Consider the following 24,039-nt stretch of genomic DNA (forward strand, 5'->3'; position numbering starts at 1 on the left):
CCAATGATGGCCGCTTTTAAAGGAGCTTTATGTCACACGAACCTGCCCGTTACGATCTTTTCAGTCGGTTACTGCATTGGGGCATTGCCGCCGTGATGATCTACGTCATGATCGTGGGTTATTCACTGCATTTTATGACGGATGCGCGCATCTTCGCCTTTTTCTCCGTGACCAATATGTCGTTGGCCTTGGTGCTGACACCGCTGATGGCGGCGCGCTTTATCTGGCGTTTTTTCCGGCCTAAAGTGCCTTATGGCGATATGCTGCAAGGGCGCGAGAAGGGGTTGGTGCATTTGCTGCACGAAATATTCTACCTGCTGATTTTCGTGGTGTTGCTGAGCGGATTTCTCATGCTGGAGCACGGCTTTGCGGTTTTCGGCGCGATCGATTTCCCCCGTCCGATTGCGAATCTTGAGGTTAATCGTTTCTTTTTCGCCGTGCACCGTTATTCATGCATCGCGCTGTCGGCCATGATTGTGCTGCACATCGCGGCGGTGATTAAGCATCACTGTTTCGCCCGGCGGGCGATTTTGCGCCGCATGCTCTGAGCCTGGCGGTGATGGATCACGCCGCCCGGCGCGGCGGCGTGGCAGCGATGGCCTCAGGGATATTCGCCGCGATGTGCACCACACAGGCAATGTGAGGCGAGCGTCTTCACGCGTGAATAGCGTTAAGGCGTAATACCCCGGGCATTAACCGAGAATTGTTGCTATTTATTATTAACGGCAAAGATGAGTGTAATTAACATTTCGTTGTCAATAGGAAAATGACCTATTCAACTTGAACATTGAAGCCGATAAAAGCATCGGCTCAACGCGTTGGGGGCTGATTATCTGACATATTTCCAAACGGAGGTGGGGATTTTGTCATACAGCTTGTTCATGGTCAGCTCCGCCAAACGATGATCGGCGGCTGAGTAAAACAGCTCCAGTTCATCATCGGAAAGCTCGTACTTATTTTTTTCAATAACACGTTCGAGAGTATCAATCGTGGTGCATTTACGTAAACGCATCAGATAGTCGGTTTTAGTCATGGTGGCCTTTTAGTTTAATAACCGTAAAATAGCTCGGGAATAATTATCCCCTAAGTTTTCATTGTCGTACAGATGTCCTCTCCTGAGAACATTCTGAATAATCTCGCCTTGGTTTTTTGCCAGCGGCGCAGGTCGGAATCATTGATACCGTAGCTGCTGAACAGCGTATAGGTATCGTCGAGATATTCCTCGACTAACTCCGACAAATCGGATTCGTCCATGTATTTAATTTTATAACTCATCACAAACGAAGCGATATGTTCGATCAACTCATTAAGCTGAAGGTTGACGGAGGATGTCGGATCGTTGACCCACCCGTGGTGGCTGTCTCCCAGGGTGGCGATACCTTCATCATACAAATTTTCGCACAAGAATTTGAGTTGAGCAATGTCGTGTCGCTTAGGCGAATACTCATCCATATCATCCCCTCCGTAAGTCTTAATGGCGGTGTTGATAACACTATGTGAGTAAGCTGATTTACATCATGAACGGAGGCAGCTTAACGGTGGTTAAATAAACTTCCCGTAAAATGAATATAAATCATTTTTTCGCGTTTGGCCTGCAGTTATTACGTAAACTTACAATTCATCCGCGGTTGATGGGCGTGAGTTATCAATGATGTCGAAGATTAAACCCCGTTGCGCCACACGGAACCGGACGCTATCGCTGATCGTGTCTTCGCTGTTGATATCCAGGCAAGCATTAAAAATGCCCCACTTATAGCGATAACTCATTGAATAATCGCTGTCACCTTGTTGCACTATATCAAGTATTTCTAATGAATCTTCGGCATAGCGTGCGCTTTCAGAATAAAAACTGAGTCCGCTGGTCAGCGACGGCACTAACTCCGCAATATTGTCATTAATCACTTTCTTTAATTTTTTAACAGAAAGTGCGTTGACGTCCTGGTTACAGGCAAGGGTAACAAGCATTAATCTCGGCCAACAACAATGTTATCTGCTCATCTTACTCCTTTTCCACTCGCGCCGGTAAATTTTTCGATTTACCGCTGTTTTTTTACCTTCCGCCAACATTTGCGTCGAACGGGAATATCCCTGAGTTTGATAAGGGGGCGAGGGGGGGACCTGCTGCGCGACGAGCTGTTACGTTCCGTTGCATTAATGAGTCCGGCAACGCTTGAGACATACCATTAATTGTGATGTTATATTGTAACTATAAATCTGCTGCTTTGGTTATTCCCTTGATTCCCACTTCGCAAAATGACGCCGCGTCGTCACTGAATTCGTTGTTCACCACCTCCGCGGCCGTGCGCTGTGTGGGCGCTATCGTTTTGTTGACTCTGCTGTGGCTCGGCATTTTTTGGGCGGTGTCGCTGCCATGATTTCATTACGTCAGCTGGCGATAGGCTATGGCGCCACGCCGCTTTTCCCGCCGCTGAGCGGGCAGTTTAGCGCCGGTTCGTTAACCGCGGTGGTGGGCGTCAACGGGGCAGGGAAATCGACGTTGCTGAAAACGCTCGCCGGTTTGTTGCCGCCCTTGGCGGGTCGCCTGGACTTTAGCGGTGAAAAGCCGCCGCGCAAGGCTTATTTACCGCAGCAGGCGGAGCTGGATCGGCAATTCCCGATCGCGGTGAGCGATCTGGTGGCGATGGGATGTTGGCCGCAAAGCGGCATGTTCGGCGGTATGAATCAGCGTGCGGCGAGCCAGGTTAATGAGGCGCTGGCGAGCGTCGGCATGAGCGCGCTGGCGCACAGTCCGGTGGGCGAGCTCTCCGGCGGCCAGCTGCAGCGGGTGCTGTTTGCGCGCCTGCTGGTCCAACAGGCGCCGTTGATCCTGCTGGATGAACCCTTCACCGGCATCGACAGCGCCACTACGCAGATCCTGCTGCAGGTGATCGCGCAGCTGCACCAGCAGGGGAGAACGGTGATCGCCGTCCTGCATGACATGTCGATGGTCGCCGAGCATTTTCCGCAGGTGCTGTTGCTGACCCCGCAGGCGTGTCATTGGGGCGCGGCCGAGCGCGTGCTGGAACAGGTGCCGCGGTATCTCGCCGCCGAACGGCAGCCGAGCCTGCGGGTGGTGGCGCCATGATGCTGTTGCATGGGCTTATCGACCCTTTTCTCTCTTTCGGTTTTATGCGTCGCGCATTGATGGCGTGTCTGGCGCTGTCGCTCAGCGCCGCCCCGCTGGGGGTGTTTCTGTTGCTGCGCCGCATGAGCCTGGTGGGGGATGCATTGTCCCACGCGGTGTTGCCCGGCGCGGCAATCGGTTATCTGATTTCCGGCATGTCGCTGGTGGCCATGGGCGTGGGCGGCTTTATCGCCGGGCTGGCGGTGGCGATGTTGTCCGGCCTGGTGAGCCGCCGCACGCCGTTAAAAGAGGACGCCAGCTTCGCCGGATTCTATCTGGGGTCGCTGGCGCTCGGGGTCACGTTGGTCTCGCTGCGCGGTTCCAGCGTGGATCTGCTGCACGTGCTGTTCGGTTCGATTCTGGCGGTGGATGCGCAGGCGATGCTGATGGTCGGTGCGATCGCCACGGTGTCGCTGCTGGCGCTGGCGGCGCTGTACCGCGCGTTGGTAATCGAGTCCTTCGACGTCACTTTCCTGCGCGTTAACGCGCCGCGCCGGTTGGCGCTGATCCACGGCCTGTTTTTGGCGCTGGTGGTGGTCAATCTGGTGGCGGGGTTCCAGATCCTCGGCACCCTGATGTCGGTGGGGCTGATGATGCTGCCCGCCGCCAGCGCACGCTTCTGGGCGCGCAATCTGCCGCAGACGCTGGCGGTGGCGATGGGCATCGGCGCGCTGTCCAGCCTGACTGGGCTGGTGTGGTCCTACTACGCTTCGCTGCCTGCCGGTCCGGCGATCGTTCTCAGCGCCAGCGTCATCTTCTTTGTCTCGATCCTGTTTGGAACGCGTGGAGGCATTTACGCCTTTGCGCGCCGTTGAGAAGTGCCATTTGCAAGGAGAAAATATGAAACGTTTACCTATATCGCTGGCGGTCGCTGCTCTGCTGGCCAGCCCATTGGCGATGGCGAAGACCGTCGACGCCGTCGCCAGCTTTTCCATTCTGGGAGATATCGTTAAACAGGTGGGGGGCGATCACGTCAAGGTCAGCACGCTGGTGGGGCCGGATGGCGATCCGCACAGTTTCGAGCCTTCGCCGCAGGACGGCAAGAAGCTGGCTCAGGCTGATGTGGTGTTCGTCAGCGGCCTGGGGCTGGAAGGGTGGATCGATCGCCTGGTCAGCGCTTCGGGTTATAAAGGGCAGGTGATCACCGCTTCACAGGGGATCAACACCCGCCAGATGGAGGAGGACGGCAAACCGATTACCGATCCCCACGCCTGGAACAGCATGAAAAACGGCGTGCAGTACGCCACCAACGTGATGAACGCCCTGATCGCCGCCGATCCCGAGGATGCCAACTATTTTCGCCAGCGCGGCGCCGAATACATTCAGCAGTTGCAAAAGCTGGATCTGTGGGCCAAAACCCAGTTCGCCGCTGTGCCGCCGCAGAAACGTAAGGTGCTCACCAGCCATGATGCCTTTGGTTACTTTGGGCAAGAGTATGGCGTCACCTTCCTTGCGCCGGTCGGATTTTCCACCGAGGCCGAAGCCAGCGCCAGCGATGTGGCCGGCCTGATCAAACAAATCAAACAGGAAAAAGTTAACGCTTACTTTATCGAAAACCAGACCGATCCGCGGCTGGTGAAACAGATTGCCGCCGCCACCGGCGCCAAGGCGGGCGGCGAGCTGTACCCTGAAGCGCTCTCGCGCGTGGGCGGCCCGGCGGCCACCTATGAGCAGGCGTTCAAGCACAATGTCGACGCGCTGCTGAGCAGCATGAAGTAATCTCCGCCCCCGCTTGCCGGCGGGGGCAGCTTGTAGGCACTTTCTCGCCATAAAAAAAGCCCCGTTGAGCAGCAACGGGGCTTTGCGACAGATGGCACTTTGGAGTTAACGCTTTTTCTTACGTCCCTGTACCGCTTTGAATCGCGGATTGCTTTTACAGATCACATAGATGCGGCCACGACGACGCACGACTTTGCAATCCGGGTGGCGATTTTTCGCCGAACGCAATGAACTCAATACCTGCATGGGGGTTCCTTGTTACTTATTGCCGATAAAGCGGCCAAAGCGCTGCTGGAAGCGCGCCGTGCTGCCTTCTTTGGAATAGTCTTTCTGCTTGCCGGTGTAATACGGATGCGAAGCGGAAGAGACGTCGAGGGTGACATACGGCCAGCTTTCGCCGTCCAGTTCGATGGTGCGATCGGTTTTGATGGTCGATCCCACTTTGAAGTAGGCGTTGGCGCTGACATCGTGGAACACCACGGTGCGATAATCGGGATGGATGCCGGGTTTCATAATGGCTCTCTCGTGTAATGTTATACTATAACAACAATTATGCGCCGACCGGGCATCACGATCAAGCGTAAATTGCACACACGAGTGAATTAATGAGAACGGTTTGCATTAAGCAACTGAAGCAAAAGAAAAAGGCCGCATGCGCGGCCTTTTCGATTATCGGGTAGAAATCTCTTCACTGAACGATCAGTGATGCTCTACCGGGTGGCTGTGTTCCAGGTCTTCGTTCTTCTTGCTGAAGCGGCGGCGAACCACCACGAAGAACACCGGTACGAAGAAGATCGCCAATACGGTCGCGGTGATCATCCCGCCCATTACGCCGGTACCTACCGCGTTCTGTGCGCCGGAGCCTGCGCCGCTGCTGATAACCAGCGGCAGAACCCCGAGGATGAAGGCCAGGGACGTCATCAGAATTGGACGCAGACGCATACGCACCGCTTCCAACGTCGCTTCGATCAGACCTTTGCCTTCTTTCTCCATCAGATCCTTGGCGAATTCCACGATCAGGATGGCGTTCTTCGCCGATAGACCGATGGTGGTCAACAGCCCCACCTGGAAGTACACGTCGTTATTCATGCCGCGCATCGTCGCGGCCAACAACGCACCGATAACCCCCAGCGGCAATACCAGCATGACCGAGAACGGTACGGACCAGCTTTCATACAGCGCCGCCAGACACAGGAACACCACCAGAATCGAGATGGCGTACAGCGCCGGCGCCTGGTTGCCCGACAGACGTTCCTGATAGGACATGCCGGTCCAGTCGTAACCGATGCCGCTTGGCAGTTTGGACGCCAGCTGTTCCATCAGGTTCATCGCTTCACCGGTACTCTTGCCCGGTGCAGCCTGGCCCAGAATTTCCATCGACGGCAAGCCGTTATAGCGTTCCAGACGCGGTGAGCCGTATTCCCATTTCGCCGAAGAGAAGGCGGAGAATGGCACCATCTGGCCGCTGGTACCGCGCACGTACCACTTGTTGATGTCTTCCGGCAGCATACGGAACGGCGCGTCTGCCTGTACATACACCTTCTTCACACGACCGCGGTCGATGAAGTCGTTGACGTACGAACCGCCCAGTGCGGTGCTCAGCGTGCTGTTGATGGTGGTGATGCTGACGCCCAGCGCCTTGGCTTTCTCCTGATCGACGATCAGTTTGAACTGCGGCGTATCTTCCAGGCCGTTCGGGCGCACGCCCACCAGCACGTCCGGATGCTGAGCAACCATGCCCAACAGCTGGTTACGCGCTTCGGTCAGTTTCTCGTGCCCCAGGCCGCCCTGGTCAATCAGCTCGAAGTCGAAGCCGGTTGCGGTACCGAGTTCGATGATCGCCGGCAGGTTGAACGGGAACACCAGGCCTTCTTTAATCTGCGAGAAGGCGCCCATGGCGCGACCCGCGATCGCTTCCACCTTGTTCCCGGCCCCTGGACGCTCACCCCAGTCTTTCAGGCTGACGAATGCCAGGCCGTTGTTCTGGCCGTTACCGTTGAAGCCGAAGCCCGCGACGGTAAACACCGAAACCACGTTGTCCTTTTCCTTGTTCAGGAAGTAGTCGGAGACTTCTTCCAGCACTTTGTTGGTACGGGACTCGGTGGCACCGGCAGGCAACTGCACCATGGTCAACAGGATGCCCTGATCTTCGTCCGGCAGGAACGAGGAAGGCAGGCGCAGGAACAGCAGGCCCATGCCAACCACGATCAGCAGGTAGATGATCAGGTAGCGACCGGTGCTGCGCAGGATGTTGCCCACGCTGTCGGTATAGTGATGCGTGCTCTTCTCGAACATGCGGTTAAACCAGCCGAAGAAGCCTGTTTTAACCCCGTGATCGCCTTTTGGGATCGGTTTGAGCATGGTGGCGCACAGCGCCGGCGTCAGGATCAAGGCCACCAGCACCGACAGCGCCATCGCGGACACGATGGTGATCGAGAACTGGCGATAGATAGCGCCGGTTGAACCGCCGAAGAACGCCATCGGCACGAATACCGCCGACAGCACCATGGCGATACCCACCAGCGCGCCCTGGATCTGGCCCATCGATTTACGGGTAGCTTCTTTCGGCGGCAGCCCCTCTTCGGACATAACGCGCTCGACGTTTTCCACCACCACGATGGCGTCATCCACCAGCAGGCCGATCGCCAACACCATGCCGAACATCGTCAGGGTGTTTATCGAGAAGCCGAACGCCGCGAGGATCGCAAAGGTCCCCAGCAACACCACCGGCACCGCGATGGTTGGGATCAGCGTCGCGCGGAAGTTCTGCAGGAACAGATACATCACCAGGAATACCAGGATGATGGCTTCGATCAGCGTTTTCACCACTTCGTTGATAGAGATCTTAACGAATGGGGTGGTGTCGTACGGATAAACCACTTTCATCCCTTGCGGGAAGAATGGCGCCATCTTGGCCAGCTCGTCTTTCACACCTTTGGCGGTGTTCAAGGCGTTGGCGCCGGTCGCCAGTTTGATACCCAGGCCGGCGGCAGGCTTGCCGTTATAACGCGCGGTAACGGCATAGCTCTCCGCGCCGCGCTCGATGTGAGCGACGTCGCGCAGGCGCACCTGGGAACCGTCGGTATTGACCTTCAGCAGGATCTTGCCGAACTCTTCCGGCGAAGTCAGACGGGTCTGCGCGATGATCGAGGCGTTCAACTGCTGCCCCGGCACCGGCGGCAGGCCGCCCAGCTGGCCTGCGGCGATCTGGTTGTTCTGCTCGGTGATGGCGGAGGTCACATCCGTGGTCGTCAGCTGGTAGTTGTTCAGCTTGTTCGGATCCAGCCAGATACGCATCGCGTACTGGGCACCGAACAGCTGCACTTCACCCACGCCGGACGAACGGCTGATCGGGTCCTTGATGTTGGACGCCACGTAGTCCGCAATATCGTCCTGAGTCATGTTCGGATCGTCGGAAACGAAGCCGGCCACCATCAGGAAGCTGCTGCTGGATTTTTCTACTTTCAGGCCCTGCTGCTGAACTTCTTGCGGCAGCAGCGGGGTGGCCAACGACAGTTTGTTCTGGACCTGAACCTGCGCGATGTCAGGATCGGTGCCGGACTCAAACGTCAGGGTAATGGTGACGCTACCAGAGGAATCACTGGTGGAGGACATGTACATCAGGTTATCGATACCATTCATGTTCTGTTCGATAATCTGTGTGACGGTATCCTGCACCGTTTTGGCATCTGCGCCCGGGTAGTTGGCGGAAATACTCACCGCCGGCGGTGCAATAGTGGGATACTGCGCGATTGGCAGTTTCATTATTGCAAGCACCCCCGCCAACATGACGATGATGGCGATTACCCAGGCGAAAATTGGGCGGTCTATAAAGAACTTAGCCATGTATTACAGGCTCCTTTTTATGACTTCTGCGCTTCAGACTGCGGCTGTTTTTGCGCCTGAGTGTCAACTTCCTGCACTTTTACCTGCGCGCCCGGATGCACTTTCATCAGGCCGGTGACGATGACGCGATCGCCGGCTTTCAGGCCATCGGTAACCAGCCATTTGTCGCCAATCGCCTGGTCCGCCTTCAGCGTGCGCAGCTCAACTTTGTTGTCTGCCCCTACCACCAACGCCGTCGCGTCGCCGCGCGGGTTGCGGGTGACGCCCTGTTGAGGCACCAGCAATGCATCGCTGCGTACGCCTTCGTCCAGACGGGCGCGCACGAACATGCCAGGCAACAGCGTATCGTTCGGGTTAGGGAACAGGGCGCGAATGGTGATGGAGCCGGTGGTCTCATCGACGGTGACGTCGGAGAACTCCAGCGTGCCTTCCTGCGCGTATTCGGTGCCGTTTTCCAGCATCAGTTTCACTTTGGCCTTGCCGTTTTCCTGCTTCAGCGCGCCGCTGGCCAGTTCTTGCTTCAGGCGCAGGAAGTCGGTGCTCGACTGGGTGACGTCGACATACATCGGATCCAACTGCTGCACGGTGGACAGGGCGGTTGCCTGGCCGTTGCTGACCAGCGCGCCTTCGGTCACGGCGGATTTGCCGATGCGGCCGGAGATCGGAGAGGTCACCTTGGTGTACGCCAGGTTGATGCGCGCGGTTTCCACGGCGGCCTTGGCGGCCACCACGGCGGCATCCGCTTGCTGCAGCGTGGACACGGCGTTGTCATAGTCCTGCTTGCTGATGTAGCTGGTGCCCAGCAATGGCTTGTAGCGGTTTACCGTCACGCGTGCGATGGAAGCGCTGGCCTGCGCTTTGGCCAAATCGCCTTTCGCGCTGTCGTAGCTGGCCTGATAGGTCGCGGGATCGATTTGGTACAGAGACGTCCCGGCCTTGATATCGCTGCCTTCAACGAAGTTACGCTTCAGGATGATGCCGCTGACCTGAGGGCGAACTTCGGCGATGCGATACGCAGCGGTGCGGCCAGGAAGATCGGTAGTGATATTGAGAGGCTCGGCCTTCAAAGTGACTACGCCCACTTCAGGAGCCTGCTGTTGGGCGCCTTGCTGTTGGGTTTCTTTATCGTTACATCCTGTTAGCACTAAGCTGCCTGAAAGCATCAGAACGGCCGCCAGAGGCGTTAACCCTCTGTTTTTGTTCATAGAAAAACCTCAAGTGTCCGATTTCAAAATGATCAATGGATCACAAGCTTTAAAACCCATTGCTGCGTTAATTATATGTGCGTGCTATGGTACATACATTCGCGAATGTATGTAAATCACACTCCCCCTAAATAACAATGCCATGGCACGAAAAACCAAACAGCAGGCGCAAGAAACCCGGCAGCAAATCCTCGATGCTGCGGTGAGAGAGTTCTCTGAACGTGGCGTTGCTGCAACGTCACTGACAGATATTGCCACCGCTGCCGGGGTTACGCGTGGAGCCATTTACTGGCACTTCAAAAATAAGGTAGACCTGTTTAATGAAGTTTGGGAATCTACCGAGCCGAAAATTGACCAGCTCGAAACAGAGTATCAGGCAAAGTTTCCCGATAATCCACTGCGGGTTATCCGGGAAATTCTGATTTACATTCTGACGTCTACGGTTGAAGACGGCCGCAGGCGGGCGTTGATGGAGATTATATTCCACAAATGCGAGTTTGTCGGTGAAATGATGCCGCTGCTGGATTCGCGCAAGGTGTTGTACCTCGCCGGCTACGAACGCATCGAAGCGGTGCTGTATAACTGCATTCACCACGAGCAATTGCCCGCCGATTTGCATACCCGCCGTGCGGCGATCATCCTGCGCGGTTATATCACCGGCCTGATGGAAAACTGGCTGTTTATGCCGGAAAGTTTCGATCTGCGGGCCGAAGCCGAAGCGCTGGTCGATGCGTTTTTGGAGATGCTGCAGTTTTGCCCCACCTTGCGCCTCAACCCCGACGTCGACCGCCTTCCTTTATAAGGAGAGATTTCATGTCATCAGTTGTTCTCATCGCCAACGGCGCCGCCTATGGCCATGAATCCTTGTTCAATGCGCTGCGGTTGGCCATCGCGCTGAAAGAGCAGCAAAGCAATCTCGACCTGCGGCTGTTTCTGATGTCCGACGCGGTGGTGGCCGGGCTGGCAGGACAGCAGCCGCACGAAGGATACCATCTGCAGCAGATGCTGGAGATCCTCACCGCGCAGCAGGTGCCGGTCAAGCTGTGCAAGACCTGCGCCGACGCGCGCGGCGTCAGCCGCTTGCCGCTGGCGGACGGCGTGGAGATCGGCACGCTGGTCGAACTGGCGCAGTGGACGCTGGCGGCGGAGAAAGTGCTCACTTTCTGATTTCGCGACAACGGGACATCATCGGCAACGTTTTTGTTGTTCGTTGCCCGCCGGCGATCGTGATAATCTTCAGGCTTCTTAACCGATCCGAAGCTAAATCATGCATCGCTGGTTGACTCTGCCCTCTCTGACGCCGCGCTCGTTTGTCGGCGCATGCCGGCGGCGCATCGCCGCCGCGACACTCCTTTTCCTGATTTGCGCGCTGAGCTCGCCGGTGCAGGCGGCGCTGAACGGCGATTTGCCGCAGCGCAGCGAAGTGCAAAGCCAGCTGGAAGCGCTGAGCAAGCAAAAAGCCCTGACGCCGGTCGAAAAGCTGTCCCAACAGGATTTAACCCGCACGCTGGAGCTGCTGGACGCCATCGAGCGCAATCGGCAGGACGCCGCGCAGCTTAAACAGCAGGTGCAGCAGGCGCCGGCGAAGCTCAATCAGGTGACCGCCGAACTGGATGCGCTGAAGCAGCCGGTAGACAATGCGGCGGCGCGCGCCGCGCTGTTGCCGCTGTCGCTGCGTCAGCTGGAAAGCCGGCTGTATCAAACGCTCGACGAGCTGCAAAGCGCGCAGGAGAGCCTCTCTACTTACAACAGCCAACTGGTGTCGCTGCAAACCCAGCCTGAACGAGTACAAAGCACCATGTACGCCGCTTCGCAGCGCCTGCAGGAGATCCGCAGCCAGCTCAGCGGCCAGACGCCGGGGCAAGATTCGCTGCGCAACAGCCAGCAGGTGATGCTGACCACCGAGCAGGCGTTGCTCAACGCGCAGCTGGAGCTGCAGCGCAAAAGTCTGGAAGCCAATACCACGCTGCAGGATCTGCTGCAAAAACAGCGTGATTACACCACGGCGCATATCGACGCGCTGGATCGCTCGGTACAGTTGCTGCAGGAGATCGTCAACAGCAAACGTTTGACGCTGTCTGAAAAGACCGCCAAAGAGGCGCAGAACCCGGAAGACGCCACCGATATTCAGCACGATCAGCTGGTCAGCAAGCAACTGGACGTCAACCGCCAGCTGAGCCAGCGGCTGATCGCCGCCACCGAAGAGAGCAACACCCTGTTCCAGCAGAACATTCGGGTCAAAAACTGGCTCGACCGCGGGCTGCAGGCGGAGCGTAACCTGAAAGAACAGATCCAGGTGCTGAAGGGCAGCCTGGTGCTGTCGCGCATCCTGTATCAGCAGCAGCAGAGCCTGCCGCAGGGCACGCTGTTGGCGGATATGGACACGCGCATCGCCGATTTGCGGCTGGAGCAGTTCGATATCAATCAGCAACGCGACGATCTGTTCAAGGGAGAGGATTACATCAACCAGCTGGTGGCCGAAAGCAAGGAAAAGGCCGGCCCGGAGGTGATCGACGCGTTAAACGAGATCGTCGATATGCGCCGTGAACTGCTGGATCAGCTGAACAAGCAGCTCAGCAACCAGCTGTCGCTGTCGATCAACCTGCAGATCAATCAGCAGCAGCTGACCAGCGTTTACGGTTCGCTGCAAGATACGCTGACCCAGCAGATTTTCTGGGTCAACAGCAACAAGCCGGTCGATCTGGCGTGGCTGAAGGCGATGCCGGAGGCGGTGCGCGATCAGATTGCCGGGCTCGATCTCAAATTCGACGGCGGCAAGCTGGTGCAGGGCGGGCTGAATGCGCTGGTGTTCCTGATCCCGATGCTGTTGGCGATCGGGGTATTGCGCTGGCGCTACCGGCTGATCGACGGCCATTTGCAAAAGCTGGCCAACGACGTGGGGCAACTTAAGCGCGACGGCCAACTGCACACGCCGAAGGCCATCGCGCTGACCTTGCTGAAAGTGTTGCCCGGCGCCGCGTTACTCCTCGGCGTCGGTTTCTGGATGTATCGCGCGGATTTCGGCATCAGCGACTTTATATGGGCATTGTCGCAGCAGCTGGCGCTGTCGTGGCTGGTGTTCGGCTTCAGCTATCGCATGCTGAAACCGGGCGGCATCGCCGAGCGGCATTTCAACTTCGGCGCCAACCTGTGCGCGCATTACCGCCGTCAGACGCTGCGGCTGGGGTTGGCGCTGCAGCCGTTGATCTTCTGGTCGGTATTGGGCGAGAAAGCGCCGCTGCGTCTGGTGGAAGACGTGATCGGCCAGATCGTGGTGATGTTGACGCTGGCGCTGCTTACGGTGCTGGTGTTCCCGCTGTGCCGCGACAGCTGGCGTGAAAAAGGCTCGCATGCCGTGCGGCTGGTGGTGGTCACCGCGCTGGCCGCCACGCCGCTGATCCTGCTGGGGCTGATGTTCGCCGGCTACTTCTATACCACGCTGCGGCTGGCCAGCCGCTGGATAGACAGCCTGTATCTGTTTTTCCTGTGGAATATCGTATACCTGACCGCGCTGCGCGGCCTGAGCGTGGCGGCGCGGCGTCTGGCTTACCGGCGCGCGTTGGCGCGGCGGCAAAACGTGGCGAAAGAAGGAGCCGAAGGCGGCGAACCGGTGGTGGAAGAGCCGCCGCTGGCGCTCGATCAGATCAACCAGCAGTCGCTGCGCCTGACCACCCTGGTGCTGTTCGCCATCTTCGCCAGCGCCTTCTACGCCATTTGGTCGGATCTGGTGACGGTCATCGCTTATCTGGACAGCATCACGCTGTGGCATTACACCAGCACCGTGGCGGGCAGCAGCGTGTCGCAGGCGGTGACGCTGGGCAACATGATGGTGGCGATCGCCGCAGTGATTGTCGCCTACGTGCTCACCCGCAACTTGCCCGGTTTGCTGGAGGTGGTGGTGCTGTCGCGGCTGCAACTGCGGCAGGGGGCGTCTTATGCCATCACCACCGTGCTCACTTACCTGATTACCGCCGTGGGCGCCGTGGTTGCGCTGGGATCGCTGGGCGTATCCTGGGACAAACTGCAATGGCTGGCCGCTGGTCTGACGGTCGGGCTGGGCTTCGGCCTGCAAGAGATCTTCGCCAACTTCGTCTCCGGCCTGATCATTCTGTTCGAACGCCCGATCCGCATCGGCGATACCATCACCATCGGCACCTTCTCCGGTTCGGTCAGCAAGATCCGCATTCGCGCCACCACCATTACCGACTTCGATCGCAAAGAGGTGATCATTCCGAACAAGGCGTTCGTCACCGAGCGTCTGATCAACTGGTCGCTGTCCGATACCATCACCCGCGTGCTGATCAAGGTCGGCGTGGCCTACGGCTCCGATCTCGACAAGGTGAAAAAGGTGCTACTGCAGGCGGCGCACGACAACCCGCGGGTCATGACCGATCCCGAACCGCAGGTGTTCTTCCTCAACTTCGGCGCCAGCACGCTGGATCACGAACTGCGGCTCTATGTGCGGGAACTGCGCGATCGCAGCTACACGGTGGACGAACTGAATCGCTCAATCGACCGCTTGTGCCGGGAAAACGGCATCGACATCGCCTTCAATCAGCTGGAGGTGTATCTGCATAACCAGCAGGGCAATGAAGTGCAGGAAGTGAAAAGAACGCTGTCGCCGGACGACGGCGGCCAGACGGCGGCGGATAAGCAATGAGAGGCGAAAGGGACAGCGGCGCTGTCCCCGGTTACTGTCCGGCAGGCAGATAGGGAGAGGTGACGCCGGCGCGCTGCAGCTTTTCCTGATAATCCCGTTTGACGATATCCAGCGCCGCCAGCGCGGTGGCCGGATCGATCTCGTTGCATTCCAGCAGGTAAATCAAGTCTACCGCCAGCTGCAGTTCGGGTGAGGCGTTTTCCAGAGACATAGCACCTGCGCTTATTTAATTAATGGGATGAATAACTCGGGTATCGGCAGAGTATAGTGAACCCGGCGCGCAACCGGGGAATAATCATTAAAATATTGTGATAAATCTTCAAAAACCGTTTTCTTTGCGCTCGATATTGCGCTCGATGCGCGCCAACGCCTGACGACAGCGCATCAGCCGCCCCTCCAGCGCCGCCAGCTCGTGCTGCAGCTTTTGCTGGGCCGCCAGCGTGGTCTGGCGCCCCAGCAGGCTTTCCCGATCCTGAATCATGGCGATCAGCCGGCGTTCGTAATCCTGATGCTCGGCCAGCTTGTGGTAGAGATCGACCTCGGGGGCTTCCTTCGGCTGATTCTTGCGCCGCAGCGCCTGGGTCGCCAGCTCGCGCTGCAGGGCGGCGATCTGAGCCACCAGTTTTTCGGCCAGAAAGGCCACCTGGCTGGCGCGGCTGTCGTTAGCGGCGTTTTGCAGCTGGGCGAAGTTTTTCTCCACTTCGGCCAAGTAGTCGCGCAGCCGCGTGCCGCGGTTGGCGAACAGGGCGGCGTCGAACCGCGCCTGCGGGATCGGGGCGTCGCCGCGCGGGCTGACTTCGGCCGCCAGCGCCGCAATCTGCTGTGCCAACACCTGTAATAGACGCTGAGTGCTCACATAAGCTCCCTCTTGATTTCAACAGGCGTAAGCTTGCCCGCGAAGCCGTCCTGAAACAAGCGCCGCATGCATATTCCGCCGGCGCGGCGCCGATGCTACAGTAAGCCGCAACCGATTGAGGAGCGAAGAACCGCATGACGCGTGGGTTATTGATCATTTTGGGCTGGTTGGCGGTGGTGCTGGCGACGTTGGGCGTGGTGTTGCCGCTGTTGCCGACCACGCCGTTCCTGCTGTTGGCCGCCTGGTGCTTCGCCCGCTCCTCGCCGCGCTTTCATCACTGGCTGCTGTACCGTTCCTGGTTTGGCCCTTATCTGCGCCATTGGCAGCAGCATCGCGCGCTGCCGCCGGGGGCGAAGTGGAAAGCGGTGCTGGTGATCGTGCTGACCTTCGCCTGTTCGCTGTGGCTGGTGAAAATCTGGTGGGTGCGCGGGCTGTTGCTGCTGATGTTGGCCATTTTGCTGACCTTTATGCTGCGCCTGCCGGTTATTGATCTGCCGCAACAAAAACAGCGCTGATTGTACCTTAAACTCCTCAATAGCTTTCAAGCCGCAGCCAGGCGACAAACGCAGGCATCCCCGGGAGCTTACTTAGGTAAGTAATGCGTGCGGTCAACAACGCTGCGGGTTGAAAGATGCAGGGGAGAGTTGCATTTGTCCGCCAGTTTGCATAGATTTGGGCGTTTTCGTGCGCGGATCGCCTGCCATTTTTTCTCCGGTGTGTTTCACCCGGGGGCGGCGGGTGAGCGGCGCGCCGGTTTTCAGGCAGTTTTATCAGGCAACAATTATGACCGCTACTGCGCAGCAGCTTCAGTTTATTAAAGACAGTATCAAAACCATCCCGGATTATCCGAAGCCGGGCATCCTGTTCCGCGACGTGACCAGCCTGCTGGAAAACCCGTTGGCCTACGCCGCCAGCATCGAGCTGCTGGTTGAGCGCTATCGCGAAGCGGGCGTGACCAAGGTGGTGGGTACCGAAGCGCGTGGTTTCCTGTTCGGCGCGCCCGTCGCGTTAGCGTTGGGCGTCGGTTTCGTGCCGGTGCGCAAACCGGGCAAACTGCCGCGCGCCACGCTCAGCGAAAGCTATGAGCTGGAGTACGGCACCGACAAGCTGGAGATCCACACCGACGCCATCACCGCGGGCGACAAAGTGCTGGTGGTGGACGATCTGCTGGCGACCGGCGGCACCATTGAAGCGACCACCAAACTGATCCGCCGTCTGGGCGGTGAAGTGAAAGACGCCGCGTTCATCATCAACCTGCCGGATCTGGGCGGAGAAGCGCGTCTGAACAAGCTGGGCATCGACTGCTACTGCCTGGTGGACTTCGCCGGTCATTGATGCGGCATCGCCCCTTGGGCACAACGGCCTCGCGGATTGCCGCGGGGCTGTGTTAGCATGACCCTCCAGATTACTCGACTTCTCCGGTATTAATGAGCTATCAGGTTCTCGCCCGTAAGTGGCGCCCTCAAACGTTCGCAGACGTGGTCGGCCAGGAACATGTCCTGACCGCGCTGGCCAACGGCCTCTCGCTGGGGCGGATCCATCACGCCTATCTGTTCTCGGGCACGCGCGGCGTGGGGAAAACCACCATCGCCCGCTTGCTGGCCAAAGGCCTGAACTGTGAAACCGGCATCACCGCCACGCCGTGCGGCCAATGCGACAACTGCCGCGAGATCGAGCAGGGGCGCTTCGTCGATCTGATCGAGATCGACGCCGCTTCCCGAACCAAGGTGGAAGATACCCGCGATCTGCTGGACAACGTCCAGTACGCGCCGGCGCGCGGCCGCTTCAAGGTCTACCTGATCGATGAAGTGCACATGCTCTCGCGCCACAGCTTCAACGCGTTGCTGAAGACGCTGGAAGAGCCGCCGCCGCACGTCAAATTCCTGTTGGCCACCACCGATCCGCAAAAATTGCCGGTGACCATTCTTTCCCGCTGCCTGCAGTTTCACCTCAAAGCGCTGGACGTCGATCAGATCCGCCAGCAGCTGGAAACTGTGCTGACGGCGGAGCAGATCACCAGCGACGCCCGCGCGCTGCAGCTGCTGGCGCGCGCCGCCGACGGCAGCATGCGCGATGCGCTGAGCCTGACCGATCAGGCGATCGCCATGGGGCAGGGGCAGGTGACGGCCGCAACCGTCAGCCAGATGCTCGGCACGCTCGATGACGAGCAGCCGCTGGCGATCCTCGAAGCGCTGGTCAGCGCCGACGGTGAAAAGGTGATGGTGCAGGTCGCGCAGGCCGCTTCGCGCGGCGTGGATTGGGAAAACCTGCTGGTGGAGACGCTGGCGTTGCTGCATCGCATTGCGATGGTGCAACTGCTGCCTTCGATGCTCGACAACCACTACGCCGCCGTGGAACAACGGCTGCGCGAGCTGGCGCGCACCCTGCCGCCGGCCGATGTGCAACTCTATTATCAGACGCTGTTGGTGGGCCGCAAAGAGCTGGCCTATGCGCCGGATCGCCGCATGGGGGTTGAGATGACCCTGCTGCGCGCGCTGGCGTTTCACCCGAAAGCGGTGATCCCGGAGCCGGTGGCGTTGGTGCAGACCGCGCCGGCGCCGATGGCGCAGCCGCAGCAGGCCGCATCGCCACAGCCGCCGCAGTTTCAGGACGCGCCGCCGCCGCTAGGGCAGCCGGCCGCGCCGCAGCGACAATCATCGACTCCTTTACCGGATGCCACCGCCCAGCTGTTGAAAGCGCGGTCCCAGCTGCAACGGCAGCAGGGAGCATCCACACCAAAAAAGAATGAGCCGGCGGCGCCAGGAATAGCGCGGCCGGCAAACTCGGCGCTGGGGCGTTTGGCTTCCGTGACCGAGCGCAGCCAGCAGCGCCTGGCGGAGAAGAAGGTGCCGGAAAAACCGGCGAAACCGGAAGCCTATCGTTGGCGCGCGCAGACCGAGCCCGAGGCGGCGCCGGAACCGCTGGCGACGCCGAAAGCGCTGCGCACGGCGTTGGAGCACGAGAAAACGCCGGAGCTGGCCGCCAAGCTGGTGGTGGAGTCGCTGGAGCGCGACGCCTGGGCGGCGGAAATCGATAAGCTGAAGATCCCGAAACTGGTGCAGCAGCTGGCGTTGAACGCCTTCAAGCAGCAGCCGGAGCCGGGCAAGATTAGCCTCCATCTGCGGTCTTCGCAGCGCCATCTGAATTCGCCTTCGGCGCAGAAGACGCTGGCCGACGCGCTCGGTGAGCTGTACGGCGGTCCGATCGAGCTGACCGTGGTGGAGGACGATAATCCGGCGGAGCGCACCCCGCTGGAATGGCGACAAGCCATCTATGAGGAAAAGCTGGCGCAGGCGCGCCAGTCCATCGAAGCGGATACCAACATTCAGACGCTGCGCCGATTCTTCGACGCGGATCTGGATGAAGAGAGTATTCGCCCCCTTTAAACGCTGCGCGATGTGCGCGGCCCTAGCGACGAGAGACGACTATGTTTGGTAAAGGCGGTCTGGGCAACCTGATGAAGCAAGCCCAGCAAATGCAAGAAAAAATGCAGCAGATGCAGGAAGAAGTCGCCAAATTGGAAGTGACCGGCGAATCTGGCGCCGGCCTGGTGAAAGTCACCATCAATGGCGCGCACAACTGCCGCCGCGTGGAAATCGATCCAAGCCTGATGGAAGACGACAAAGAGATGCTGGAAGATCTGATCGCCGCTGCGTTTAACGACGCCGCGCGCCGCATCGAAGAGACCCAGAAAGAGAAAATGGCCTCCGTCTCCAGCGGCATGCAGTTGCCGCCTGGCTTCAAGATGCCGTTCTGATGCAAACCAGCCCGCTCCTTGAATCCCTGATGGAGGCGCTGCGCTGCCTGCCGGGCGTCGGCCCGAAATCGGCGCAGCGCATGGCGTTTCAGCTGCTGCAGCGCGATCGCAGCGGCGGCATGCGCCTGGCGCAGGCGTTGACGCGCGCGATGTCGGAGATCGGCCACTGCGCCGATTGCCGCACCTTCACCGAGCAGGACGTTTGCACCATCTGCGCCAATCCGCGTCGTCAGCAAAACGGCCAGATTTGCGTGGTGGAAAGCCCGGCGGATATCCACGCCATCGAGCAGACCGGCCAGTTCGCCGGGCGCTACTTTGTGCTGATGGGCCATCTGTCGCCGCTGGACGGCATCGGGCCGGGCGATATCGGTCTGGATCGCCTGGAGCAACGGCTGGAAAAGGAAAGCATCACCGAAGTGATCCTCGCCACCAACCCGACGGTGGAAGGGGAAGCGACCGCCAACTACATCGCCGAGATGTGTGGCCAGTATGGCGTGCTCGCCAGCCGCATCGCCCACGGCGTGCCGGTGGGCGGCGAGCTGGAGATGGTCGACGGCACCACGCTGTCGCATTCGCTGGCGGGACGCCACGCCATCAAGTTCTGATGTTTTCCCGGATGGGGCCGCCCGGCCCCATTGTTTTTTGCCAAAAATTTCCCGCCGTCCGCTTGAAAAACAAGACCCTGACCCTCATCTGATCTTCATTGTTCGATTTTGGTAGCCATTGTCTTTGAGGTAATCAATGAGTATGAAAGGTCAAGAAACCCGCGGGTTCCAGTCTGAAGTAAAACAGCTGCTTCATTTGATGATCCATTCGCTGTACTCCAACAAAGAAATTTTCCTGCGCGAGCTGATTTCCAACGCCTCTGACGCCGCCGACAAGCTGCGCTTCCGCGCTCTGTCCGCGCCGGAGCTGTATGCCGGCGATGGCGAGCTGCGCGTGCGTTTGTCCTTCGATAAAGAGCAGCGCACCCTGACCATTGCCGACAACGGCATCGGTATGCGCCGCGAAGAAGTGATCGAAAACCTCGGCACCATCGCCAAATCGGGCACCAAAGCGTTCCTGGAATCCATCGGTTCCGACCAGGCGAAAGACAGCCAACTGATCGGCCAATTCGGCGTTGGTTTCTACTCGGCGTTCATCGTGGCGGACAAAGTGACCGTGCGCACCCGCGCGGCCGGCGCCGCCGATGACGAGGGCGTGTTCTGGGAGTCCGCCGGTGAAGGCGACTACACCATCGCCGACATCACCAAAGAGACCCGCGGCACCGAAATCACCCTGCATCTGCGCGAAGGCGAAGATGAGTACCTCGACGCCTGGCGCCTGCGCTCGGTGATCGGCAAATATTCCGATCACATCGCCTTGCCGGTAGAGATCGAAAGCAAAAACGAAGAAGACGATACCGTCACCTGGGAGAAGATCAACAAGGCGCAGGCCCTGTGGACCCGCAGCAAGGCTGACGTGACCGACGAAGAGTACAAAGAGTTCTACAAGCACATCGCCCACGATTTCACCGATCCGCTGAGCTGGAGCCACAATCGGGTGGAAGGCAAGCAGGAATATACCAGCCTGCTGTATATCCCGGCGCAGGCGCCGTGGGACATGTGGAACCGCGATCACAAGCACGGCCTGAAGCTGTACGTGCAGCGCGTGTTCATCATGGACGACGCCGAGCAGTTCATGCCGAACTATCTGCGCTTCGTGCGCGGCCTGATCGATTCCAACGATCTGCCGCTGAACGTATCGCGCGAGATCCTGCAAGACAGCCGCGTGACGCAGAACCTGCGCGGCGCGCTGACCAAGCGCGTGCTGCAGATGCTGGATAAGCTGGCCAAAGACGACGCCGAAGGCTACCAGAAATTCTGGCAGCAGTTCGGTCTGGTGCTGAAAGAAGGCCCGGCGGAAGATAACGGCAACCAGGAAGCGATCGCCAAACTGCTGCGCTTCGCCACCACCCATGGCGACAGCTCGGCGCAGACCGTGTCGCTGGAAGAGTACGTCGGCCGCATGGCGGAAGGGCAGGAAAAGATTTACTACATCACCGCCGACAGCTACGCCGCCGCCAAGAGCAGCCCGCATCTGGAGCTGTTCCGCAAGAAAGGTATCGAAGTGCTGCTGTTGTCCGATCGCATCGACGAGTGGATGATGAGCTACCTGACCGAGTTCGACGGCAAGCCGTTCCAGTCGGTCAGCAAGGCGGATGAAACGCTGGATAAACTGGCGGATGAAACCGAAGAGCAGAAGGCGGCCGAGAAGCAGTTGGAACCGTTCATCGAACGCGTGAAAACCCTGCTGGGCGACCGCGTGAAGGATGTGCGTCTGACGCACCGCCTGACCGATACGCCGGCGATCGTGGTGACCGACGCCGACGAGATGAGCACCCAGATGGCCAAGCTGTTCGCCGCTGCGGGCCAGCAGGCGCCGGAAGTGAAGTACATTTTCGAGCTTAATCCTGAGCATGCGTTGGTCAAACGCGCATCCGACGTGGGCGATAACGAACATTTCGCCGAGTGGATCGACCTGCTTTTGGATCAGGCGCTGTTGGCTGAACGCGGCACGCTGGAGGATCCGAACCTGTTCATCCGCCGCATGAACAAGTTGCTGTCCGCCTGAAGTTGATTATATGCGCCCTTAACGGCACCGTTAGGGGCGCATTTCCGGTTTTTCCCCGCATTTTCCCCTCTTTTGTTCGCTTGAATTTTTGCATGTTCCGCAATCGATTTCCTTCGCGCGCCTTGAGCCTGCCCCCCCTGAAATGGTATCGTTGAGCGTTTTCGCAATTTTATAAAAACTACATAGCAAGGGGATTTACGCAATGCGTATCATTCTGCTGGGCGCTCCGGGCGCTGGTAAAGGTACTCAGGCTCAATTCATCATGGAGAAATACGGCATTCCGCAAATCTCCACCGGTGATATGTTGCGCGCAGCCGTGAAGGCCGGCAGTGAACTGGGCAAGCAGGCGAAAGAGATCATGGACGCCGGCAAGCTGGTGACCGATGAGCTGGTGATCGCGCTGGTCAAAGAGCGCATCGCTCAGGAAGATTGCCGCAAGGGCTTCCTGTTGGACGGCTTCCCGCGCACCATTCCGCAGGCTGACGCGATGAAAGAAGCCGGCATCAACGTGGACTTCGTGCTGGAGTTCGACGTGCCGGACGAGCTGATCGTTGACCGCATCGTTGGCCGCCGCGTGCACGCGCCGTCCGGCCGCGTATACCACGTGAAGTTCAATCCGCCGCAGGTGGAAGGCAAAGACGACGTGACCGGCGAAGAGCTGACCACGCGCAAGGACGATCAGGAAGAGACCGTGCGCAAGCGCCTGGTGGAATACCATCAGATGACCGCGCCGCTGATCTCTTACTACAGCAAAGAAGCGGCAGCGGGCAACACCCAATACCGCAAAATCGACGGCACCCGCAAGGTGGCCGAAGTGAGCGCAGAGCTGGCGACTATCCTCGGTTGATAGCAAGCTGGCTGTGCATGACGCCGGGCCTGTGGCCCGGCGTTTTTTTTGCCGTTTTCCCGTTAAATTGTGATCGCGGCGGCTTGTTGCGGCCGTGCCCGTTAATCGCCCGCGCCAAATGGCGTATAACAAGCCTGCGTTTTCACCCTCAGCAGGGAGCCGGGCATGCTCAGACAAACCAATCTTCTGGCGGAAGCCACCGCGCGCCAGATCGTCCAGCGGGCGATGGGTATCATCAGCCATTCCGTCAACGTGATGGACAGCAACGGTGTGATCATCGCCTCCGGCAACCCGCAGCGCCTGTTCCAGCGCCATGAAGGCGCGGTGCTGGCGCTGGCCGAGAACCGGGTGGTGGAAATCGACCGCGCCACTGCCGAGCACCTGAAGGGCGTGCGGCCCGGCATCAACCTGCCGTTTAGCTTTCGCAATCAGCGGGTGGGAGTGATCGGCATTTCCGGCGAGCCGGCCGAGGTGCGCGCCTACGCCGAGTTGGTCAAAATGGCGGCGGAGATGATGGTGGAGCAGGCGGCGCTGCTGGATCAGCACCAGTGGGAAAAACGCTACCGGGAAGAGCTGGCGAACCAGCTGTTGCAGCCGCAGCCGAACACGGCGTCGCTGGAAGCGATGGCGGCGTATCTGGGATTGGATCTGCGCCAGGCGCGCATCGTCTGGATCGTCGAGCTGCAAGAGGCGCAGCCGCACCTGCTGCGCGAACTGCTGGCTGAGCTGGAGGCCACCCAGCGCGATGCGTTGATCGCCATTACCGGCTTCAATGAAATGACCCTGCTGCGCCCGGCCAGCATGGCGCAAGGCGAGTGGAGCCTGAAGCTGGAGCGCCAACAGGCGCAGCGTTTGCAAAACCAGCTAAAGCACCGCTTTCGGGTGCGGCTGATCGTCGGCGGTTTCTACGACGATCCACAAAGCGCCTACCGCTCCAGCCTGACCGCGCGCGCCACCCAGGCGATGGCGCAGCGCCTGAAATTGCGCCACGCCACGCTGTTCTACCACGACTATCCGCTGCCGTCGCTGCTGTGCGATCTCGGGGAGGACTGGCGAGCGCAAGAGCTGGGGCGTCCCTGGCGGACGCTGGGCGAACAGGATGAAAAAGGCGTGCTGCGCGCCACGCTGCGCCACTATTTTTCGCAGAATTGTGATCAGACGCAGGCCGCCGCGCAGCTGCATATTCACGTCAATACCCTGCGCTATCGCCTGCAGCGCATCGAAGCCATAACCGGCATGAAAATCAATCAATTAACTGACTCTCTGCGGTTGTATATCGGCATGCTGATGCACGACTGAGTTGTGCCAACCCACAAATTCCGCGCCGTTCCTTCGGCGATTTTTTGTTGTTTCCCCTCAGGCCAACGCCGGGCGCGCGGGATATGTTGGCCTGCACATCAACCACGGAGAAA

General features: G+C 59.0%; 24 protein-coding genes and 1 other annotated feature. Of the genes, 15 read left to right on the forward strand and 9 right to left on the reverse strand.

What is annotated here, in order from left to right; all coding sequences use genetic code 11:
- Positions 1-29: 29 nt before the first annotated feature.
- Positions 30-548 (forward strand): cytochrome b, encoded by a 519-nt coding sequence (locus ACJ8J1_RS11215; protein WP_033651103.1) that lies wholly within the window; start codon positions 30-32, stop codon positions 546-548.
- Between the two features lie 281 nt (positions 549-829).
- Here ACJ8J1_RS11215 and ACJ8J1_RS11220 read toward each other — a convergent pair whose 3' ends face one another.
- The 3 genes from ACJ8J1_RS11220 to ACJ8J1_RS11230 form a co-directional block, all read right to left on the reverse strand.
- On the reverse strand, positions 830-1,033 hold the full coding sequence (locus ACJ8J1_RS11220) for an HHA domain-containing protein (RefSeq protein WP_004940313.1): 204 nt from the start codon (positions 1,031-1,033) through the stop codon (positions 830-832).
- Between the two features lie 50 nt (positions 1,034-1,083).
- Positions 1,084-1,452 (reverse strand): Hha toxicity modulator TomB, encoded by a 369-nt coding sequence (gene tomB / locus ACJ8J1_RS11225; RefSeq protein ID WP_004940312.1) that lies wholly within the window; start codon positions 1,450-1,452, stop codon positions 1,084-1,086.
- A 159-nt stretch (positions 1,453-1,611) separates the two neighbouring features.
- On the reverse strand, positions 1,612-1,965 hold the full coding sequence (locus ACJ8J1_RS11230) for a hypothetical protein (RefSeq protein WP_033642103.1): 354 nt from the start codon (positions 1,963-1,965) through the stop codon (positions 1,612-1,614).
- 406 nt (positions 1,966-2,371) lie between these two features.
- On the opposite strand from ACJ8J1_RS11230, the gene ACJ8J1_RS11235 reads away from it, so the two are divergent.
- The 3 genes from ACJ8J1_RS11235 to ACJ8J1_RS11245 are packed head-to-tail and all read left to right on the forward strand — an operon-like array spanning position 2,372 to position 4,843.
- Positions 2,372-3,085 (forward strand): metal ABC transporter ATP-binding protein, encoded by a 714-nt coding sequence (locus ACJ8J1_RS11235; protein WP_033642104.1) that lies wholly within the window; start codon positions 2,372-2,374, stop codon positions 3,083-3,085.
- Positions 3,082-3,939 carry a metal ABC transporter permease gene (locus tag ACJ8J1_RS11240; protein WP_033642105.1) on the forward strand — a complete coding sequence of 286 codons (858 nt, stop codon included), beginning with the start codon at positions 3,082-3,084 and terminating at the stop codon, positions 3,937-3,939. Before ACJ8J1_RS11235 ends, ACJ8J1_RS11240 begins: the two co-directional genes overlap by 4 nt.
- 25 nt (positions 3,940-3,964) lie before the next feature.
- Positions 3,965-4,843, forward strand: coding sequence for a metal ABC transporter substrate-binding protein (locus tag ACJ8J1_RS11245; RefSeq protein WP_033642106.1), 879 nt, complete (start codon positions 3,965-3,967; stop codon positions 4,841-4,843).
- A gap of 105 nt (positions 4,844-4,948) precedes the next feature.
- Here ACJ8J1_RS11245 and ykgO read toward each other — a convergent pair whose 3' ends face one another.
- The 4 genes from ykgO to sdeX all read right to left on the reverse strand — a co-directional run bounded on the left by ykgO (position 4,949) and on the right by sdeX (position 9,894).
- Positions 4,949-5,089 carry a type B 50S ribosomal protein L36 gene (gene ykgO, locus ACJ8J1_RS11250; protein ID WP_004940304.1) on the reverse strand — a complete coding sequence of 47 codons (141 nt, stop codon included), beginning with the start codon at positions 5,087-5,089 and terminating at the stop codon, positions 4,949-4,951.
- 12 nt (positions 5,090-5,101) lie between these two features.
- Positions 5,102-5,356, reverse strand: coding sequence for a type B 50S ribosomal protein L31 (locus ACJ8J1_RS11255; protein ID WP_004940303.1), 255 nt, complete (start codon positions 5,354-5,356; stop codon positions 5,102-5,104).
- A 186-nt stretch (positions 5,357-5,542) separates the two neighbouring features.
- Positions 5,543-8,689: a multidrug efflux RND transporter permease subunit SdeY gene (gene sdeY, locus ACJ8J1_RS11260; protein WP_033642107.1), complete on the reverse strand. Its 3,147-nt coding sequence runs from the start codon at positions 8,687-8,689 to the stop codon at positions 5,543-5,545.
- A gap of 17 nt (positions 8,690-8,706) precedes the next feature.
- Positions 8,707-9,894 (reverse strand): multidrug efflux RND transporter periplasmic adaptor subunit SdeX, encoded by a 1,188-nt coding sequence (gene sdeX, locus ACJ8J1_RS11265; protein ID WP_033642108.1) that lies wholly within the window; start codon positions 9,892-9,894, stop codon positions 8,707-8,709.
- A gap of 142 nt (positions 9,895-10,036) precedes the next feature.
- Between sdeX and acrR the strand changes: the two genes are divergently transcribed.
- The 3 genes from acrR to mscK all read left to right on the forward strand — a co-directional run bounded on the left by acrR (position 10,037) and on the right by mscK (position 14,554).
- Complete coding sequence (gene acrR, locus ACJ8J1_RS11270; RefSeq protein ID WP_033642109.1) at positions 10,037-10,696, forward strand: multidrug efflux transporter transcriptional repressor AcrR; 660 nt, start codon at positions 10,037-10,039, stop codon at positions 10,694-10,696.
- Positions 10,697-10,707: 11 nt separating this feature from the next.
- Positions 10,708-11,061 (forward strand): DsrE/DsrF/TusD sulfur relay family protein, encoded by a 354-nt coding sequence (locus ACJ8J1_RS11275; RefSeq protein WP_033642110.1) that lies wholly within the window; start codon positions 10,708-10,710, stop codon positions 11,059-11,061.
- A 100-nt stretch (positions 11,062-11,161) separates the two neighbouring features.
- Positions 11,162-14,554 carry a mechanosensitive channel MscK gene (mscK, locus tag ACJ8J1_RS11280; protein WP_033642111.1) on the forward strand — a complete coding sequence of 1,131 codons (3,393 nt, stop codon included), beginning with the start codon at positions 11,162-11,164 and terminating at the stop codon, positions 14,552-14,554.
- A 31-nt stretch (positions 14,555-14,585) separates the two neighbouring features.
- Here the strand turns inward: mscK and rsmS are convergent, their stop codons facing one another.
- Together rsmS and priC are read right to left on the reverse strand one after the other, a co-directional pair.
- Positions 14,586-14,765 (reverse strand): pleiotropic regulatory protein RsmS, encoded by a 180-nt coding sequence (gene rsmS / locus ACJ8J1_RS11285; RefSeq protein WP_016928837.1) that lies wholly within the window; start codon positions 14,763-14,765, stop codon positions 14,586-14,588.
- A 108-nt stretch (positions 14,766-14,873) separates the two neighbouring features.
- Entirely contained in the window at positions 14,874-15,410 is a 537-nt protein-coding gene (priC, locus tag ACJ8J1_RS11290) for a primosomal replication protein PriC (RefSeq protein WP_033642112.1), read from the reverse strand.
- Between the two features lie 134 nt (positions 15,411-15,544).
- Between priC and ACJ8J1_RS11295 the strand changes: the two genes are divergently transcribed.
- The 8 genes from ACJ8J1_RS11295 (at position 15,545) to ACJ8J1_RS11330 (ending at position 23,926) form a co-directional block, all read left to right on the forward strand.
- The gene (locus ACJ8J1_RS11295) at positions 15,545-15,925 is read left to right on the forward strand and encodes a DUF454 family protein (protein WP_016928835.1); all 381 of its coding nucleotides are present in this window, start codon (positions 15,545-15,547) and stop codon (positions 15,923-15,925) included.
- 268 nt (positions 15,926-16,193) lie between these two features.
- Positions 16,194-16,745, forward strand: a complete 552-nt coding sequence (gene apt / locus ACJ8J1_RS11300) for an adenine phosphoribosyltransferase (protein WP_019454166.1) — start codon at positions 16,194-16,196, stop codon at positions 16,743-16,745.
- A gap of 92 nt (positions 16,746-16,837) precedes the next feature.
- Positions 16,838-18,796: a DNA polymerase III subunit gamma/tau gene (dnaX, locus tag ACJ8J1_RS11305; protein ID WP_033642113.1), complete on the forward strand. Its 1,959-nt coding sequence runs from the start codon at positions 16,838-16,840 to the stop codon at positions 18,794-18,796.
- Positions 18,129-18,193 (forward strand) — a sequence feature (DnaX frameshifting element). It overlaps the preceding gene by 65 nt.
- A 41-nt stretch (positions 18,797-18,837) precedes the next feature.
- Positions 18,838-19,167 carry a YbaB/EbfC family nucleoid-associated protein gene (locus tag ACJ8J1_RS11310; protein ID WP_004940264.1) on the forward strand — a complete coding sequence of 110 codons (330 nt, stop codon included), beginning with the start codon at positions 18,838-18,840 and terminating at the stop codon, positions 19,165-19,167.
- Positions 19,167-19,772: a recombination mediator RecR gene (gene recR / locus ACJ8J1_RS11315; RefSeq protein WP_004940263.1), complete on the forward strand. Its 606-nt coding sequence runs from the start codon at positions 19,167-19,169 to the stop codon at positions 19,770-19,772. The genes ACJ8J1_RS11310 and recR overlap by 1 nt, the downstream gene beginning before the upstream one ends.
- A gap of 142 nt (positions 19,773-19,914) precedes the next feature.
- Positions 19,915-21,780, forward strand: coding sequence for a molecular chaperone HtpG (gene htpG, locus ACJ8J1_RS11320; protein WP_033642114.1), 1,866 nt, complete (start codon positions 19,915-19,917; stop codon positions 21,778-21,780).
- A gap of 202 nt (positions 21,781-21,982) precedes the next feature.
- Positions 21,983-22,627, forward strand: coding sequence for an adenylate kinase (gene adk / locus ACJ8J1_RS11325; protein ID WP_004940261.1), 645 nt, complete (start codon positions 21,983-21,985; stop codon positions 22,625-22,627).
- 165 nt (positions 22,628-22,792) lie between these two features.
- Positions 22,793-23,926 (forward strand): sugar diacid recognition domain-containing protein, encoded by a 1,134-nt coding sequence (locus ACJ8J1_RS11330; protein WP_033642115.1) that lies wholly within the window; start codon positions 22,793-22,795, stop codon positions 23,924-23,926.
- Positions 23,927-24,039 lie beyond the last annotated feature (113 nt).

Source organism: Serratia sp. CY37869, assembly GCF_052168895.1.
GTDB lineage: Bacteria > Pseudomonadota > Gammaproteobacteria > Enterobacterales > Enterobacteriaceae > Serratia > Serratia ureilytica.

What these genes read in the sequence shown, in the direction of transcription:
- acrR (WP_033642109.1), top strand. Translation starts at nt 10,037, where the DNA reads ATGGCACGAAAAACCAAACAGCAGGCGCAAGAAACCCGGCAGCAAATC.
- rsmS (WP_016928837.1), bottom strand. Translation starts at nt 14,765, where the DNA reads ATGTCTCTGGAAAACGCCTCACCCGAACTGCAGCTGGCGGTAGACTTG.
- tomB (WP_004940312.1), bottom strand. Translation starts at nt 1,452, where the DNA reads ATGGATGAGTATTCGCCTAAGCGACACGACATTGCTCAACTCAAATTC.
- ykgO (WP_004940304.1), bottom strand. Translation starts at nt 5,089, where the DNA reads ATGCAGGTATTGAGTTCATTGCGTTCGGCGAAAAATCGCCACCCGGAT.
- dnaX (WP_033642113.1), top strand. Translation starts at nt 16,838, where the DNA reads ATGAGCTATCAGGTTCTCGCCCGTAAGTGGCGCCCTCAAACGTTCGCA.
- ACJ8J1_RS11240 (WP_033642105.1), top strand. Translation starts at nt 3,082, where the DNA reads ATGATGCTGTTGCATGGGCTTATCGACCCTTTTCTCTCTTTCGGTTTT.
- ACJ8J1_RS11310 (WP_004940264.1), top strand. Translation starts at nt 18,838, where the DNA reads ATGTTTGGTAAAGGCGGTCTGGGCAACCTGATGAAGCAAGCCCAGCAA.
- recR (WP_004940263.1), top strand. Translation starts at nt 19,167, where the DNA reads ATGCAAACCAGCCCGCTCCTTGAATCCCTGATGGAGGCGCTGCGCTGC.
- sdeY (WP_033642107.1), bottom strand. Translation starts at nt 8,689, where the DNA reads ATGGCTAAGTTCTTTATAGACCGCCCAATTTTCGCCTGGGTAATCGCC.
- ACJ8J1_RS11220 (WP_004940313.1), bottom strand. Translation starts at nt 1,033, where the DNA reads ATGACTAAAACCGACTATCTGATGCGTTTACGTAAATGCACCACGATT.
- ACJ8J1_RS11255 (WP_004940303.1), bottom strand. Translation starts at nt 5,356, where the DNA reads ATGAAACCCGGCATCCATCCCGATTATCGCACCGTGGTGTTCCACGAT.
- ACJ8J1_RS11330 (WP_033642115.1), top strand. Translation starts at nt 22,793, where the DNA reads ATGCTCAGACAAACCAATCTTCTGGCGGAAGCCACCGCGCGCCAGATC.
- adk (WP_004940261.1), top strand. Translation starts at nt 21,983, where the DNA reads ATGCGTATCATTCTGCTGGGCGCTCCGGGCGCTGGTAAAGGTACTCAG.
- ACJ8J1_RS11230 (WP_033642103.1), bottom strand. Translation starts at nt 1,965, where the DNA reads ATGCTTGTTACCCTTGCCTGTAACCAGGACGTCAACGCACTTTCTGTT.
- mscK (WP_033642111.1), top strand. Translation starts at nt 11,162, where the DNA reads ATGCATCGCTGGTTGACTCTGCCCTCTCTGACGCCGCGCTCGTTTGTC.
- ACJ8J1_RS11215 (WP_033651103.1), top strand. Translation starts at nt 30, where the DNA reads ATGTCACACGAACCTGCCCGTTACGATCTTTTCAGTCGGTTACTGCAT.
- ACJ8J1_RS11295 (WP_016928835.1), top strand. Translation starts at nt 15,545, where the DNA reads ATGACGCGTGGGTTATTGATCATTTTGGGCTGGTTGGCGGTGGTGCTG.
- apt (WP_019454166.1), top strand. Translation starts at nt 16,194, where the DNA reads ATGACCGCTACTGCGCAGCAGCTTCAGTTTATTAAAGACAGTATCAAA.
- htpG (WP_033642114.1), top strand. Translation starts at nt 19,915, where the DNA reads ATGAAAGGTCAAGAAACCCGCGGGTTCCAGTCTGAAGTAAAACAGCTG.
- ACJ8J1_RS11275 (WP_033642110.1), top strand. Translation starts at nt 10,708, where the DNA reads ATGTCATCAGTTGTTCTCATCGCCAACGGCGCCGCCTATGGCCATGAA.
- ACJ8J1_RS11245 (WP_033642106.1), top strand. Translation starts at nt 3,965, where the DNA reads ATGAAACGTTTACCTATATCGCTGGCGGTCGCTGCTCTGCTGGCCAGC.
- sdeX (WP_033642108.1), bottom strand. Translation starts at nt 9,894, where the DNA reads ATGAACAAAAACAGAGGGTTAACGCCTCTGGCGGCCGTTCTGATGCTT.
- ACJ8J1_RS11235 (WP_033642104.1), top strand. Translation starts at nt 2,372, where the DNA reads ATGATTTCATTACGTCAGCTGGCGATAGGCTATGGCGCCACGCCGCTT.